General features: G+C 77.2%; 14 protein-coding genes and 1 pseudogene. 5 read left to right on the forward strand and 10 right to left on the reverse strand.

The window, feature by feature from the left end; all coding sequences use genetic code 11:
- The first annotated feature begins 134 nt into the window (after positions 1-134).
- Positions 135-1,016: a serine/threonine-protein kinase gene (locus tag GY42_RS07085; protein ID WP_046528802.1), complete on the forward strand. Its 882-nt coding sequence runs from the start codon at positions 135-137 to the stop codon at positions 1,014-1,016.
- A gap of 39 nt (positions 1,017-1,055) precedes the next feature.
- On the opposite strand, the gene GY42_RS07090 is transcribed toward GY42_RS07085, so the two are convergent.
- Positions 1,056-1,583: a flavodoxin domain-containing protein gene (locus GY42_RS07090; protein ID WP_046528803.1), complete on the reverse strand. Its 528-nt coding sequence runs from the start codon at positions 1,581-1,583 to the stop codon at positions 1,056-1,058.
- Between the two features lie 119 nt (positions 1,584-1,702).
- The gene (locus GY42_RS07095) at positions 1,703-2,236 is read right to left on the reverse strand and encodes a MarR family winged helix-turn-helix transcriptional regulator (protein WP_082131397.1); all 534 of its coding nucleotides are present in this window, start codon (positions 2,234-2,236) and stop codon (positions 1,703-1,705) included.
- A 137-nt stretch (positions 2,237-2,373) separates the two neighbouring features.
- Here GY42_RS07095 and GY42_RS07100 point away from each other — a divergent pair, with 137 nt between their 5' ends.
- Positions 2,374-2,937, forward strand: a complete 564-nt coding sequence (locus GY42_RS07100; RefSeq protein WP_046528804.1) for an NYN domain-containing protein — start codon at positions 2,374-2,376, stop codon at positions 2,935-2,937.
- A 40-nt stretch (positions 2,938-2,977) separates the two neighbouring features.
- On the opposite strand, the gene GY42_RS07105 is transcribed toward GY42_RS07100, so the two are convergent.
- Positions 2,978-3,787, reverse strand: a complete 810-nt coding sequence (locus tag GY42_RS07105) for an alpha/beta hydrolase (protein ID WP_046528805.1) — start codon at positions 3,785-3,787, stop codon at positions 2,978-2,980.
- A 148-nt stretch (positions 3,788-3,935) separates the two neighbouring features.
- Here GY42_RS07105 and GY42_RS07110 point away from each other — a divergent pair, with 148 nt between their 5' ends.
- Together GY42_RS07110 and nhaA are read left to right on the forward strand one after the other, a co-directional pair.
- Positions 3,936-4,382 carry an HIT family protein gene (locus GY42_RS07110; protein WP_046528806.1) on the forward strand — a complete coding sequence of 149 codons (447 nt, stop codon included), beginning with the start codon at positions 3,936-3,938 and terminating at the stop codon, positions 4,380-4,382.
- Between the two features lie 151 nt (positions 4,383-4,533).
- Positions 4,534-5,691 (forward strand): annotated as a pseudogene (nhaA, locus tag GY42_RS07115) (Na+/H+ antiporter NhaA); the annotation flags it as partial.
- A gap of 170 nt (positions 5,692-5,861) precedes the next feature.
- Here the strand turns inward: nhaA and GY42_RS07120 are convergent.
- From GY42_RS07120 to GY42_RS07145, 6 genes are all read right to left on the reverse strand, one after another.
- Complete coding sequence (locus GY42_RS07120) at positions 5,862-6,749, reverse strand: SDR family NAD(P)-dependent oxidoreductase (RefSeq protein ID WP_046528807.1); 888 nt, start codon at positions 6,747-6,749, stop codon at positions 5,862-5,864.
- A gap of 58 nt (positions 6,750-6,807) precedes the next feature.
- Positions 6,808-7,338, reverse strand: coding sequence for a DsbA family protein (locus GY42_RS07125; protein WP_046528808.1), 531 nt, complete (start codon positions 7,336-7,338; stop codon positions 6,808-6,810).
- A gap of 75 nt (positions 7,339-7,413) precedes the next feature.
- A complete protein-coding gene (locus tag GY42_RS07130) occupies positions 7,414-8,445 on the reverse strand; it encodes an NAD-dependent epimerase/dehydratase family protein (protein ID WP_046528809.1) in 1,032 nt (343 codons plus the stop codon).
- A gap of 23 nt (positions 8,446-8,468) precedes the next feature.
- Positions 8,469-9,665, reverse strand: a complete 1,197-nt coding sequence (locus GY42_RS07135) for an alcohol dehydrogenase catalytic domain-containing protein (RefSeq protein ID WP_046530663.1) — start codon at positions 9,663-9,665, stop codon at positions 8,469-8,471.
- Positions 9,666-9,788: 123 nt separating this feature from the next.
- A complete protein-coding gene (locus GY42_RS07140) occupies positions 9,789-10,337 on the reverse strand; it encodes a DUF1697 domain-containing protein (protein ID WP_046528810.1) in 549 nt (182 codons plus the stop codon).
- Positions 10,338-10,377: 40 nt separating this feature from the next.
- Positions 10,378-10,896 carry a methylated-DNA--[protein]-cysteine S-methyltransferase gene (locus tag GY42_RS07145; RefSeq protein WP_046528811.1) on the reverse strand — a complete coding sequence of 173 codons (519 nt, stop codon included), beginning with the start codon at positions 10,894-10,896 and terminating at the stop codon, positions 10,378-10,380.
- A gap of 209 nt (positions 10,897-11,105) precedes the next feature.
- Between GY42_RS07145 and GY42_RS07150 the strand changes: the two genes are divergently transcribed.
- Entirely contained in the window at positions 11,106-11,711 is a 606-nt protein-coding gene (locus tag GY42_RS07150) for a hypothetical protein (RefSeq protein ID WP_052748251.1), read from the forward strand.
- A gap of 25 nt (positions 11,712-11,736) precedes the next feature.
- Here GY42_RS07150 and GY42_RS07155 read toward each other — a convergent pair whose 3' ends face one another.
- A complete protein-coding gene (locus tag GY42_RS07155; RefSeq protein ID WP_442856792.1) occupies positions 11,737-13,029 on the reverse strand; it encodes a mechanosensitive ion channel family protein in 1,293 nt (430 codons plus the stop codon).
- Positions 13,030-13,319: the final 290 nt, after the last annotated feature.

A 13,319-nucleotide genomic window follows, 5' to 3' on the forward strand; every position in this document is an offset into this window, starting at 1 on the left:
GGTCCTACCGTCGTTCGTGGTGCCCCGCGCACCGCGCACGACCTCGCCCCGGCACGACGCCGCCGGCGCGACCGCACCCGGACGACCGACCGGCCGGACACCGAGAGGCAGACCCCGAGAGCGATGACCACGCCGTGACGCGCACCGGACGCCACGCGGCACCGCGCCTGGCGCGGCGCTACGTGCTCGGCACCCCGCTGGGCCAGGGGGGCTCCGCGCAGGTGTTCCGCGCGCTGGACGTGCGGCTCGACAGACCGGTCGCGGTCAAGCTGTTCCGGCTCGCCGACGCGGACCCCGACCAGGTGCGGCGCTACGCGCAGGAGGCACGCGTGCTCGCGGACCTCGCGCACCCCGCGCTCGTCGCGCTGCTCGACGTGGGCGCGGACGTCCTGCCCGGCACGGGACCCGTCGCGTTCCTCGTGATGGAGCTCGTCGAGGGGCGGACGCTGCGCGAGCTGGTGACCGACGGCCCGCTGGACGTCGCGACGACCGCGGACGTCGGGCACCAGCTCGCGCAGGGCCTCGCGCACGCGCACCGCGCAGGCGTCGTGCACCGCGACGTGAAGCCGTCGAACGTGCTGGTCGCGCACACGGCGCCGACGTCGGGCCGGCGTGACGCGCCCGCGGTGCCCGTCGTGCTCGCCGACTTCGGGATCGCCGCGTCGGACGCGGGCGGCTCGCCGGACACGACGGATGACCGCGCGACCGCGAGCTACCAGAGCCCGGAGCAGGCGCTCGGCGAGCCCGTGGGGCCCGCGAGCGACGTGTACTCCCTCGGCCTCGTGCTGCTCGAGTGCCTGACCGCGCGGCGCGCCTACCCGGGCGACCCCCTCACGGCCTCGCTCGCGCGCCTGCTGCACGGGCCGCGGATCACGGACGACCTCGACCACGACATGGCCGCGCTGCTGCGCGCGATGACGCGCACCGACCCGGCGCAGCGGCCGTCGACCGCCGCGGTCGCGGCGGAGCTGCGCGGCGTGCGCCGCCAGCGGGAGCACGCGGTCCGCGCGTCCTGACGGATGACGACCCCGGGCACGACCCGCCGGGACCGGCCCTCAGACCTTGTGGCTGAGCGCGTCGGGCAGGTCGACCGGGAGGTCCGCGAGCTCGTCGGCGACCTCGTCGGCCCACGCGGCCACGGCCGTCATGTCCCGGTGGTCTCCCTCACGCGCGCGTCCGCCGGCGATGATCGCGCGCTCGGTGAACGAGAGCACCGAGCGGTCCAGGCGGCCACGGAAGTGCCGGTGCCCGCGGGCGCCGACGCGGTCGCGCAGCGCGGCCACCTCGAGCGGCGAGTTCGCCGAGTTCGCGGGCTGGGTGGCCAGACCGGACGAGAACAGCCACACCGGCCGTTCGCGCAGGCCGTCCGCGCACCGCGCGGCCAGGTCCCGCGCCACGGGCAGCCAGTGGGCCGTGTAGACGGCCGACCCGAGCACGACGGCGTCGTAGCCCGTCACCGTGTCGACGTCCTCGGGTGCGCGCTGGTCCACCGCGTGCCCCCGGGCACGCAGCCGGTCGGCGATCACCTCGCCGATCTCCCACGTGCCGTGGTGACGTGACGCCACTGCCAGCAGGATGCGCATCGTCCCCTCCTTCGCCGCTCGGTTGCGGACCGGGGTCCCCTTGCGACCGGTCCGTCCACCATGCTTCCTGGCGAGAGCGGCCGCGGCGTGGGCCGGAGGTCCCCACACGCCCGCGCAGGTCAGAGGTCGGACGGTGCGTCCGGCGTCGTCGCGCCGGGGTCGGGCAGGTCCTGCTGGGCGACGCGGAGCTTGGTGCACAGGCGCTCGAGCGTCGCGAGCTCGTCCGGCTCGAGAGCACCGCCGACGAGCGCGGCGATCGATCGCACGTGCCGGCGCCCGACCTCGCGCTGACGGCGCGCGCCGGTCTCGGTGAGGTGCACGGCGGTCCCGCGGCGGTCGCCCTCGACGGGGCCGCGCCGCACGAGGCCGTCGGCCTCGAGCCGGTCGACGAGCCGCGACAGGCTCGGCTGGGTCAGCAGGCTGGACGCCGCGAGCTCGCGCAGACGCAGGGCCCGGCCCGGCGCACGCGACAGCGTGAACAGCACGTCGTACTCGCGCATGGACAGGTCGCCCCAGACGTCGTCGCGCGCGAACCGCCGCACGAGCGTCACCTGCGCGCGGAACAGCGCCTCCCACGCCTCGGCGGACGCGCGGACGTCGGGCCCGGCGTCCGCACCGGGGGCGGGCGCACCGTCGCGACGCTCGTCGTGCACCGTCCACCCCCTCGCACCGACCGCGCGGCGTCGGCGCCCGCGGCACGGGGGCGCTCCTCGCCGCGCGAGGAATCATGTCACCCCGGCCGCGTGCGCGGCGCGCGTGCCGGGCGGAGCAGCACGTCTACGCTGGGACGATGAGCGCGACGGGAACCACCTACCTGCTGGTGGACGGCGAGAACATCGACGCGACCCTGGGGTCGTCGATCCTCGGCGGTCGCCCGACGCCCGAGCAGCGTCCGCGCTGGGAGCGCGTGCTGACGTTCGCGCAGCAGGCGTGGGACCAGCCGGTCAAGGCGCTGTTCTTCCTCAACGCGTCGAACGGCTCGTTGCCGATGTCGTTCGTGCAGGCGCTCACGGCGATCGGGTTCGTGCCGATCCCGCTGTCGGGCGAGTCGTACGAGAAGGTCGTCGACATCGGCATCAAGCGCACGCTCGAGGCGATCGCGCTGCGCGAGGGCGACGTGCTGCTCGCGAGCCACGACGGCGACTTCGCGCCCGAGGTGACGCACCTGGTCGACGCGGGGCGGCAGGTCGGCCTGCTCGCGTTCCGCGAGTTCACGAGCCAGGCCCTCGCGGGGCTGACGGCACGCGGCCTGCAGACGTTCGACCTCGAGACCGACGTGCAGGCCTTCAACGTGCAGCTGCCGCGTCTGCGGATCATCCCCCTCGACGAGTTCGACCCGCTGCGCTACCTGTGACGCACGGCCGGGCCCGTCGGCGACGGGCCCGGTGCCCGCGTCAGCCGGTCGTGCCCGTGGCGAAGCCCTGCTCGAGCGCCGTGTCGATCGTGGCGCGGACGTGGTCGGCGTGCGGGGCGTCGGGTGCGAGGAGCTCGATGCCGTGCGCGGTGCCGGGCACCTCGGTGACGACGGACGACGCGTCCTGCCGGGCGACCAGCGCGCTGTCGGCGGCGGGCACCTGCGGGTCGTCGGTCGACGAGAACACCTGCAGCGGACCGGTGAAGTCGTTCGAGGCCGCCCGCGCGTCGACGCCGCCGTTCTCCGACGGCGGGCTGAGCGCGACGACGGCGACCGCGTCGAGGTCGTCGGCCAGGCCGGCCGCGAGCGTGCCGCCAGCCGAGGCACCCACGAAGGCCACGTCCGGGGCGCCGGTGGTGCGCAGGACGTCGAGCGCCGCACGGAACCCGATCTCGCCCGCCTTGCCCCAGTCGAAGGTCGCGACGAGGTAGCCCTCCCCCGCGAGCCGCACGAGCTCGGCGGCCCACTGGCACACGTCGCCGCGCACCTGCGGCGCGAGCAGCACGCCGCGCGGGCCCGAGCCCGCCCAGGCGACGCGGCTCGCGGCCATGCCCGTGCCGACCTCGGCGTACGCGACACCGTCCGGCAGGCAGTCCGGCGGCTCGGCCGCCGTCATCTCGACCGGCGGGCTCGCCAGCACTGTCGGCGTCGTCACGTCGCCCGGCGCGGGCTCGGTGCCCGCCGAGCAGGCGGTCAGCAGACCGAGCGCGAGCGCGACGGCGCCGACGAGCGCGCGGGCGCCGCGTGCGGCCGAGGGGCGGGTGGACCGGGGTGTGGGGTGGAGGCGCACACGGGATTCCTAGGGGCCGGTCGCGCGCACCACAAGGGACCGCCCACTACTGAAGCGTTTCGCACGGCGTGTCGCGGGCCCCGGAGGCCCGGCCCGACGCGTCCGCACCGCACCGGCGCACGCCAGTGGCACGCGCTAGCGTGAGCGCATGCCGACGCTGTTCACGCGCATCATCGACGGCGAGCTGCCCGGACGCCTCGTCTGGGAGGACGACCGCGCGGTCGTCCTGCTCACCATCGCCCCCATCACCGACGGCCACGCGCTCGTCGTCCCCCGCGAGGAGGTCGAGCAGCTCACCGACGCCCCCGACGACCTGCTCGCGCACCTCACGTCCGTCGCCAAGGCCGTGGGACGCGCGCAGCAGGCCGCGTGGGGCGCGCCGCGCGCGGCGCTGCTGGTCGCGGGCTTCGAGATCCCCCACCTGCACCTCCACGTGCTGCCCGCGTGGGACGAGTCGAGCCTCACGTTCGCGAACGCCCGCCAGGACGTCCCCGGCGCCGAGCTCGACGCGGCCGCGCAGCGCCTGCGGGACGCGCTGCGCGCGGCCGGGCACGGTGCGCACGTCCCGGCCGACCCCGAGGTCCCGGCCCCGTGACCGGCGCCCGACCCGCTCCCGCGCCGCGGCGGCGACGCTGAGCACGCCCGCGCCGCGGCCGACGCTGCGCGACCGCGTGCTGCGCCGCGCCGACGCGTCCCACCAGGCCCACCCGCCCCTGCGCGAGAAGGTCTCGACGCTCGCCCCGGCGATGCGGACGTTCCTGGCGACGGAGGCCGGCAGCGCGGTCGTCCTGCTCGCCGCCACCGTCGCGGCGCTCGTCTGGGCGAACTCGCCGTGGCGCGACGCCTACACCGCCCTGTGGCACACCCCCGCGGGCGTCGTGGTCGGCGACGGCGGCCTCGTGATGGACCTCCAGCACTGGGTCAACGACTTCGCGATGGCCGTGTTCTTCGCCGTCGTCGGGCTCGAGATCAACCGCGAGGCCACGCGCGGCGACCTGCGCGACCCCCGCGCGGTCGCCGTCCCCGCGCTCGGCGCGCTCGGCGGGCTCGTCGTGCCCGTGCTCGTGTACCTCGCGTTCAACGGCGGCACCGACGCGGCGCACGGCTGGGGCGTCGTGATGTCGACCGACACCGCGTTCCTCGTCGGCGTCCTCGCGCTGTTCGGGCCGCGCTGCCCCGACCGGCTCCGGCTGTTCCTGCTGACGCTCGCGATCATCGACGACATCGGCGCGATCCTCGCGATGGCGGTGTTCTACACCGACGACGTCGACGTCGTGGCGCTGCTCGTCGCGGGCACGCTCACGGCCGCGCTCGTGGTGCTGCGCGTGCGCGGCGTCTGGCGCCTCGCGCCGTACGTCGCCGTCGGGCTCGCGCTGTGGGTCGCGGTGCTCGCGTCGGGCGTGCACGCGACGATCGCGGGCGTGCTCGTCGGCCTCCTCGTGCCGACCGCGGTGCCGCACGAGAAGCGCCGCCGCGCCGTCGCGGTGCACGCGCGGCGCTTCCTCACCGCGGGCGGCGCGGACCGCGAGCACGCGGCCGAGGTCGCGGGCCGCGCGGCCGTGCCCACCGGCGACCGGCTGCAGCGCGTGCTGCACCCCTGGAGCGCGTACGTCGTGGTGCCGCTGTTCGGCCTCGCGAACGCGGGGGTCCGGCTGGACCCGGCGACGCTCGCCGACGCGTTCGGGTCACGCCTGACCGTCGGCGTCGCGGTCGCCCTGGTGGTCGGCAACGCGGTCGGGATCACGGGCGCCGCGACCCTCGCGCTGCGGCTCCGCCTCGGCGACCTGCCCGGCCTCGTGCGCTGGGGCCACGTGCTGGGCGGCGCCGTGCTCGCGGGCATCGGCTTCACCATCTCGCTGTTCATCGCGCAGCTCGCGTTCGACGACCCCGTGCAGCTCGAGCGCGCCAAGATCGGCGTGCTCACGGGCTCGCTCGTCGCGGCCGTCGCCGGGTCGCTGCTGCTGCGCTGGCTCGGGGAGCGGCTGCCGCTGTGCTCGCCGCCGCGCCTGCCCCGACGCTGCCGCCGCTGCCGTGGCGGTCGCCCGCGGCCTGACCCGCCCGACGCCGGGACGCCTCAGGCGACCGGGTCGTCCGGCCCCCACGTCGCGAGCCGCAGCGTGCGCGCGTCGGCGTCGAGGATCGCGGGCGTCGCGGCACGCAGCGACGCGACCGTGTCGACCCCCGCGCGCACGAACCGGCCCGACAGGTCGTCGAGCTCGCCGCGCGCGAACGCGAGGACGAGCGCCGCGACGTCCGCCGGGTCGGTCCACTCGCTCCGGCCGTCGTGCACCGGCATCGCCGCGGTCATGTCGGTCGCCACGACGCCGGGCGCGAGGTCGAGCACGCGCAGCCCCGCGGCGGCGTACTGGTGGTGCAGCTGGGTCGTGAACCGCGCGAGCGCGCCCTTGCTGATCGCGTAGCCCGTGTACGTCGGCAGCGCGCGGTGGCCCGAGCCGGAGTTCACGTTGAGCACGCGCCCCCCGCCGCGCGCGAGCATGCCCGGCAGCACCGCGTGCGTGACCAGCAGCGGGCCGCGCACGTTGGTCTCGACGACGCGCCACACGTCCTCGACGTCGTCGGCCGCGAACGGCAGCTCGGCGCGCTCGATGACGCCGGCGTTGTTGACGAGCAGACCGAGCCCGCCGTGCGCGGTGAGCGCGTCCTCGACGCGCCCGACCGCGTCGGCGACCGCACCGGCGTCGACGAGGTCCGCGACCGCGACGGTCACGTCCGCACCCAGGGCGCGCGCCTCGTCGGCCACCTCGTCGAGCCGCGTCCGCGTGCGCCCGACGAGTCCGAGCGCCCAGCCGTCGCGCGCGAGCGCGAGGGCGAGCGCACGGCCGATGCCGCGGCCGGCGCCCGTGACGAGCGCGGTGCGAGGGACGGGCCGGGCACCCGCGAGGGCGGACGGCTCGGCGTCGGACGTGGCGGCGGACGTGGGGGCGGGCTGCGCGTCGGTCACGCAACCATCGTCGCCCACGACGCGCCCCGGCACGGTTCCACGACCCGCCGGGCCCGATTCACACCGCGGAGACGACCGCTCGCAGCTTCTCGAGCTCGACGCGCCCCCGGTACCGCACACCGTCCACGAGGATCGTGGGCGTGCCCGGCACGTCGAGCTCGATGCCGCTCTCGTAGTCGGCCTGCACGGGCCGCGCGTACCGGTCGGCGGCCTCCCCCACGACCTCCTCGGGGTCCAGGCCCAGCTCGCCCGCCCACCGCACGAGGTCCTCGTCGCCCAGCGCGTCCTGGTGCGCGAACAGCAGGCGCTGCATCTCCCAGAACCGGCCGTGCCCCCCGGCGGCCTCGGCCGCGAGCGCCGCCGCGAGCGCGTGCGGGTGCACCTGGAACAGCGGGAAGTGCCGCCACACGAGCCGGACCCGCCCGTCGGACTCCTCGACCAGCCGGCGCAGCACGGGCTCGGCGTCCCGGCAGTACGGGCACTCCAGGTCCCCGTACTCGACGATCGTCACGGGTGCGTCGGGGTTGCCGAGCACGTGCCGGTCGGGGTCGGTGCTCACCTCGGGCGACGGGGCCGCTGACGACGTCATGCGCTCAGCGTGCCGCGCGCGCCGCCGCGACGCACGCCGACCGACGCGCCGGCCCCGGTCGCGCGCGCGGGACCGTCAGACGCGGCGCCCGCGCAGCGGCGGGCTCGCGGTGCCCGCGCCGGACGCCATGCCCCGGACGGCCTCGTGCACGGCCTCGACGCCGCTGCGGGCGGGCCGCCACGCGAGCTCGCGCTCGGCGCGCCCGGTGTCGAGCAGGGGCGCCGACATGCCCATGTCGAGCCATCCGGGACCGACCGGCGCGACGCGCGCGTGCCACGCGGACCACAGCGCGGCCCGCGTCGCCGCGGGCGGCACCTCGCGCAGCCGCGCGCGCGACACGAGCGCCGCGACGTCGGGACCGCGCACCACGCCGGGACCCGCGAGGTTGAACGCGCCGCGCACCTGCCGCACGACCGCCTCGCGCACCGCGTCCGCGAGGTCGTCGGCGTGCACGGCCTGCAGCCGCAGCCCGCGCGGCCACGGCAGCACCGGCACCTCGCCGTCGAGCAGACGCGTCGGCACCAGCGGTCCCAGGAAGTACCGGGACTGCTCGGCGCCCGCGGCGCGCTGGAACACCAGGGCCGGCCGCAGGCGCGCCACGACGAGGTCGGTGGTGGCCTCGGTCTCGTCGAGCAGCCGCTCGACGGCCGCCTTGTCGACGCTGTACGACGACGAGCGCACGCCGTCGGTGGGCCACGACTCGTCGCGCGGCTCGTCCCCCGGCGACGGCGCGTAGGCGCCCACCGACGACATGACCACGACGTGCGGGACGCCCGCGCGACCCGCCGCGGTCAGCACGCGCCGCGAGCCGACGACGTTGGTGGCCCGCAGCCGCTGCCGGTCGTGGCTCGGCTGGATCGCCCACGCGAGGTGCACGACCGCGTCGGCGCCCGCGCACGCGTCCGCGAGGGTCGTGACGGTCGCGGCCTCGTCGTCGGCGCCGACGTCGCACGCGACCCACGTCGCCGCGTCGTACGGGGCGGGCGGCGGCCGCCGCGGCGTGCGGCGCGCGACCGCGACCAGGGAGGTCACCGTCTCGTCGGCCGCGAGCCGCCGCAGCACGGCCGTCCCGACGTTGCCGCTGGCACCGACCACCACGACCCTCATGCGTGCCTCCGTGTCCGGGCCGCTCAGGCGGCCGGGTCGAGGACGACCTTGATGCAGCCGTCCGCCTTGCGCTGGAACACGTCGTACGCCTGCGGCGCCTGCTCGAGCGGCACGCGGTGCGTGCGCAGGTCGTGCACGCCCAGCGGGTCGGACTCGTCGGCGACGAGCGGCAGCAGGTCGTCGTACCAGCGCCGCACGTTGGCCTGGCCGAACCGGAACGACAGCTGGCGGTCGAACACGTCCATCATGGGGAACGGGTCGATCGCGCCGCCGTAGACGCCCACGACCGACACGGTCGCGCCGCGGCGGGCGACGCCGATGGCGGTCTGCAGCGCGGCCATGCGGTCGACGCCGGCCTTCTCGATGAAGGGCCGCGCGAGCGCGTCGGGCAGGAACGACGCCGCCCGCTGCCCCGCCGCCGCGACGGGCGAGCCGTGCGCCTCCATGCCGACGGCCTCCACGACGGCGTCGGCGCCGCGCCCGTGCGTGCGGTCCCGCACGGCGGCCACGACGTCGTCGGTGCGTGCCGCGTCGATCACCTCGACGCCGTGGCGGGCCGCCATGAGCAGGCGCTCGGCGACGATGTCGATCCCGACGACCCGCCCGGCGCCGCGGTGCAGCGCGATGCGGGCCGCCATCTGGCCGACCGGGCCCAGCCCCACGACCACGACCGTGCCGCCCGGCGGCACGGCCGCGTACTCGACGGCCTGCCACGCGGTCGGCAGCACGTCGGACAGGTAGAGGTACGTCTCGTCGGGGCGGCCGTCGTCGGGCACGACCAGCGGGCCGTACTGCGCCTGCGGCACGCGCAGGTACTGCGCCTGACCGCCGGGCACGCTGCCGTACAGCGACGTGTAGCCGAACAGCGCCGCGCCCTTGCCCTGGTCGCGCACCTGCGTGGTCTCGCACTGGCTCTGCAGGCCGAGCGCGCACATGTGGCACGTGCCGCACGCGATGCCGAACGGCACGACGACCCGGTCGCCGACCCGCAGCCGGCGTCCCGCCTCCTCGCCGACCTCCTCGACGACGCCCATGGCCTCGTGGCCGAGGACGTCACCGGGGCGCAGGTAGGCACCGAGCACCGAGTACAGGTGCAGGTCGGACCCGCACACCGCGGTCGACGTCACGCGGATCACCGCGTCGGTGGGTTCCTCGACCCGCGGGTCGGGGACGTCCTCGACCCGCACGTCCTCCCGGCCCTGCCACGTCAGCGCACGCACGCGCACCACCACCTCGTCGTCGGCTCGCGTCGCCCGGCCGGGCGCCCCGCCACCGTCGCACCGGTGCGCGCCCGCCGCATCCCGGCGGGCGCTCCGCGACGCCGGCTGACGCGCGGTCGCGCGTCAGCCGGCGCGGGTCGTGGCGTCGAGCTCGTCCGCGAGCGCGGCGAGGGCCGTCACGGTGCGCAGGTTGCGCGCCGTGCCGACGGGCCGCGCGCCGGTCGTCAGCCGCGCGGCGAGGCGGCTGCGACCGACGCCGTGCGGCAGGTGCAGGTACAGCTCGCGGCCCGCCGCGGCGAGGTCCTCGGGCGGCTCGACGGGCACGTCGGGCACCCGGGCGGGCGCGTCGCCGGGCAGGAGCACGACGTGGTGGTGCGTGGGGTCGTCGTCGCGGTCGAGGAACGGCCAGGCCGCGAGCACGGCGTGCAGCTCGTCGCGCGTGCGGACCACGACGTCGGGCTGCACGGGGAACGCCGCGGCGCACGCGTCGCGCAGCGTGCGGGCGACGCGTGCCGGGTCGTCGTCGCTCGTCAGCAGCACGTTGCCGCTGTTGAGGTGCGTGCGGACGTCGCCGTACCCGGCGTCCGCGACGACGCGCCGCAGGTCCGCCATGGGCACGCGCGTGGCACCGCCCACGTTGACCCCGCGCAGCAGGGCGACGAGCACCGTCATCGCGTCACGCTCCCCTCGTCGTCCCGTCCGTCCCGCCGGCTCAGAACAGCGTGCTCGCGCCGGTCGCGACGCGCGCCTCGAGCGCGAGCAGCGCGCGCTTGCACTCGAGCCCGCCCGCGAACCCGGTGAGCGTGCCGTCGGCGCCGACCACGCGGTGGCACGGCAGCACGACCGGCAGCCGGTTCGCGCCGTTCGCCGCCCCGACCGCGCGCGCGGTCGTGCGTGGGTCGAGCCCGACGGCGGCCGCGAGCGCGCCGTACGTCGTCGTCGTGCCGTACGGCACGCGCGCGAGCCCCTCCCACACGCGCTGCTGGAACGCGGTGCCGCGCGGGCGCAGCGGGAGGTCGAACGTGCGCAGCTCGCCCGCGAAGTAGGCGGTGAGCTGCCGCACCGCGGCGCCCAGCACGGGGTCGTCGCCCGGGTCCGCGGGCTCGCCGAGCCCGTCGGTCGCGGCCGAGCCGTCGGGGTGCGGCAGCCGCACGTCCGTCACGGCGCCGTCGGCGACCGCCACGGCCACGTCGCCGACCGGCGACCCCACCACGGCGTACCTCGTCGTCATGCCCTCATCCTCCCGCCCGCCACCGACACGCGTCACGCGCGCCCGCCGGAGCAGACGCGCGGGGCGGGCACGACGTGAGGTCCCGCGCCCGGCCGGCCCTACGGGGCACGGACGGACGCCACCTCCGCCGTCCGGAGGAGACGCCACCCGCACGACCGTCCGTCCGCCGGACGACGGTCGCGACCGTCGTCCGCTGGACTGGCCGCACCATGGACGACGACGCGAAGCACCGCCCCGACGACACCGGCCCGGCCGCGACGTTCCGGCCCGTGACCGGCTGGTCCGCGCTGTGGCGCGGCGCGTTCGGCACGCACCACGCCGGCAGCCACTGGGTGGTCGACGTGCACTACCTCGACCTGGACGAGAGGCTCCGGCTCTACCGCGACGGCCGGCTGGTCGAGGAGCGCCGCTCCCCCGCGCGCTTCGCGCTGGACGACGGCGCGAGCGTGCGGGTCGCGCTCAGCACGTTCGGCGTGCGGCACGCCCACCTCGAGACCGCCGCCGGGCGGCGGGACCTGGACCCGCTGCCGGGCACGTCGGAGGCGTGGCGCGACCGCATGGACCGCGAGCACCCGACCGCGAGCCGCGCGGTCGCGGCCGTCGCGTGGCTCGCGCTCGTCGTGGGGCTGCTCGCGCAGGTGCCGCCCGCGCTGCGGCTCGTCGAGGTCGCGCTCGCGCACGTCGACGTCGCGTGGCGGGCGCCCGCCCTGTGGGAGGCGCCGGACGCGTGGGGTCCGTGGCTCGGGGGCGCGGCCGTGCTCGCGGCGGTCGACCGCGCGCTGCGCCGACGCTGGACGCCGTGGCTCGACGACTGACGGCGTCCCGGCGGTCGACGCCGGCTCAGCGCTCGCGCGGCGCGGCACCCGCGCGTCCGGCGTCCGCGCCGACCGCGGGCGCGGCGTCGGACGCGGCACCGGGCGCGGCGTCGGAGGGCCCGTCGGCGGAGCCGTCGGACGCGTCGTCGCCCCGGGCACGCTCGGCGAGCACGTCGGGGCCCGGGCCCGCGAAGGCCTGCGAGCGCGCGACCGCCTCGATGCTGCCGGTGAAGAGCCGCGCGTCGCCGCCGTCCGGGCCGGCCACCCGCGCGGCGGGCACGGGGTGCGGAGAGGGAGCCGCGGGCGCGGCGTCGTCGGACTCCAGGCGCGTGCGCGGCAGCGCGCCCGGCGCCTCGCGCTGCAGCCACGCGACCAGCCCCTCGCGGACGTGGCAGCGCAGGTCGAACAGCGTGGGCGCGTCGGACGCCGACGCGAGCGCCCGCACCCGGACGAGCCCGCCGACGGCGTCCGTGACCTGGAGGATGCCGACGCGGCCGTCCCACAGGTCCGTGACGGACAGCAGGCGCGCGAGCTCGGCCCGCATGGCCTCGACCGGCACGCGCCAGTCGACGTCGATCTCGACCGTGCCCAGCAGCTCGGCGGAGCGGCGGGTCCAGTTCTCGAAGGGCGTCGTCGTGAAGTACGTCGACGGCAGGATCAGGCGCCGGTCGTCCCACACGTGCACGACGACGTACGTCAGCGTGATCTCCTCGATGCGTCCCCACTCGCCGTCGGCGATGACGACGTCGTCGACACGGATCGCGTCGGTGAACGCGAGCTGCAGCCCCGCGAACACGTTGGCGAGCGAGCTCTGCGCCGCGAGGCCCGCGACGATCGACAGCAGCCCGGCCGACGCGAAGATGCTCGCGCCGAACGCGCGCGCGCCCGGGAACGTGAGCAGCACCGCGGCGACCCCGACGAGCACGAGCACCGCGACCGTGATGCGCCGCAGCACCTGCACCTGCGTGCGCACGCGGCGCGCGTGCCGGTTGTCGCGCACGTCCACGCGGTAGCGCTGCAGCGCGACGTCCTCGAGGACGAACGCGAGCGAGCCGACGAGCCACGTGAGGCTGACGATCAGCGCGACGAGGAGCACGTGCTCGACCGCGGGGCGCCACGCGGACGCCGCGTCGGTCGACACGCGCAGCGCGACCCACACGGCCGCGACCACGAGCGTCGCGCGCAACGGGCGCCGCGACCGGCGCGACAGGTCGGCCGCCACCGGCGCGCGGTGCGCGACCCGGCGGACGAGCGCCGCGACGGCGGCGGCCGCGAGGTACGCCGCCACGACGGCGACGACGACCGCGACGACGGGCAGCAGGGCGCCGCCGACGTCACGCGCGACGGCGGCGACGGCGGACTCGGACGGGCTGGGGGTGGGCGCCGCGACGGCGGTCGGCGCGCCCGGAACGGGGTGCGTCACGCGACCACGGTAGGCACGGGCCGGCGGGGGTCCGCGAGCGGGGACGGGCGGATCGCGACGAACGTCACACCGCCCGGGAACGACCGGTCCCGCCTCCGCGGACGGAGGCGGGACCCGGTGCAAGAGCCGTCTCGCCGGCACGAGGCGTGGCAGGCTCCCTGGCCCCGAGGGGCCGGTCCGGCTCT

This window comes from Cellulomonas sp. FA1 (genome assembly GCF_000986825.1).
Taxonomy (GTDB): Bacteria; Actinomycetota; Actinomycetes; order Actinomycetales; family Cellulomonadaceae; genus Cellulomonas; species Cellulomonas iranensis.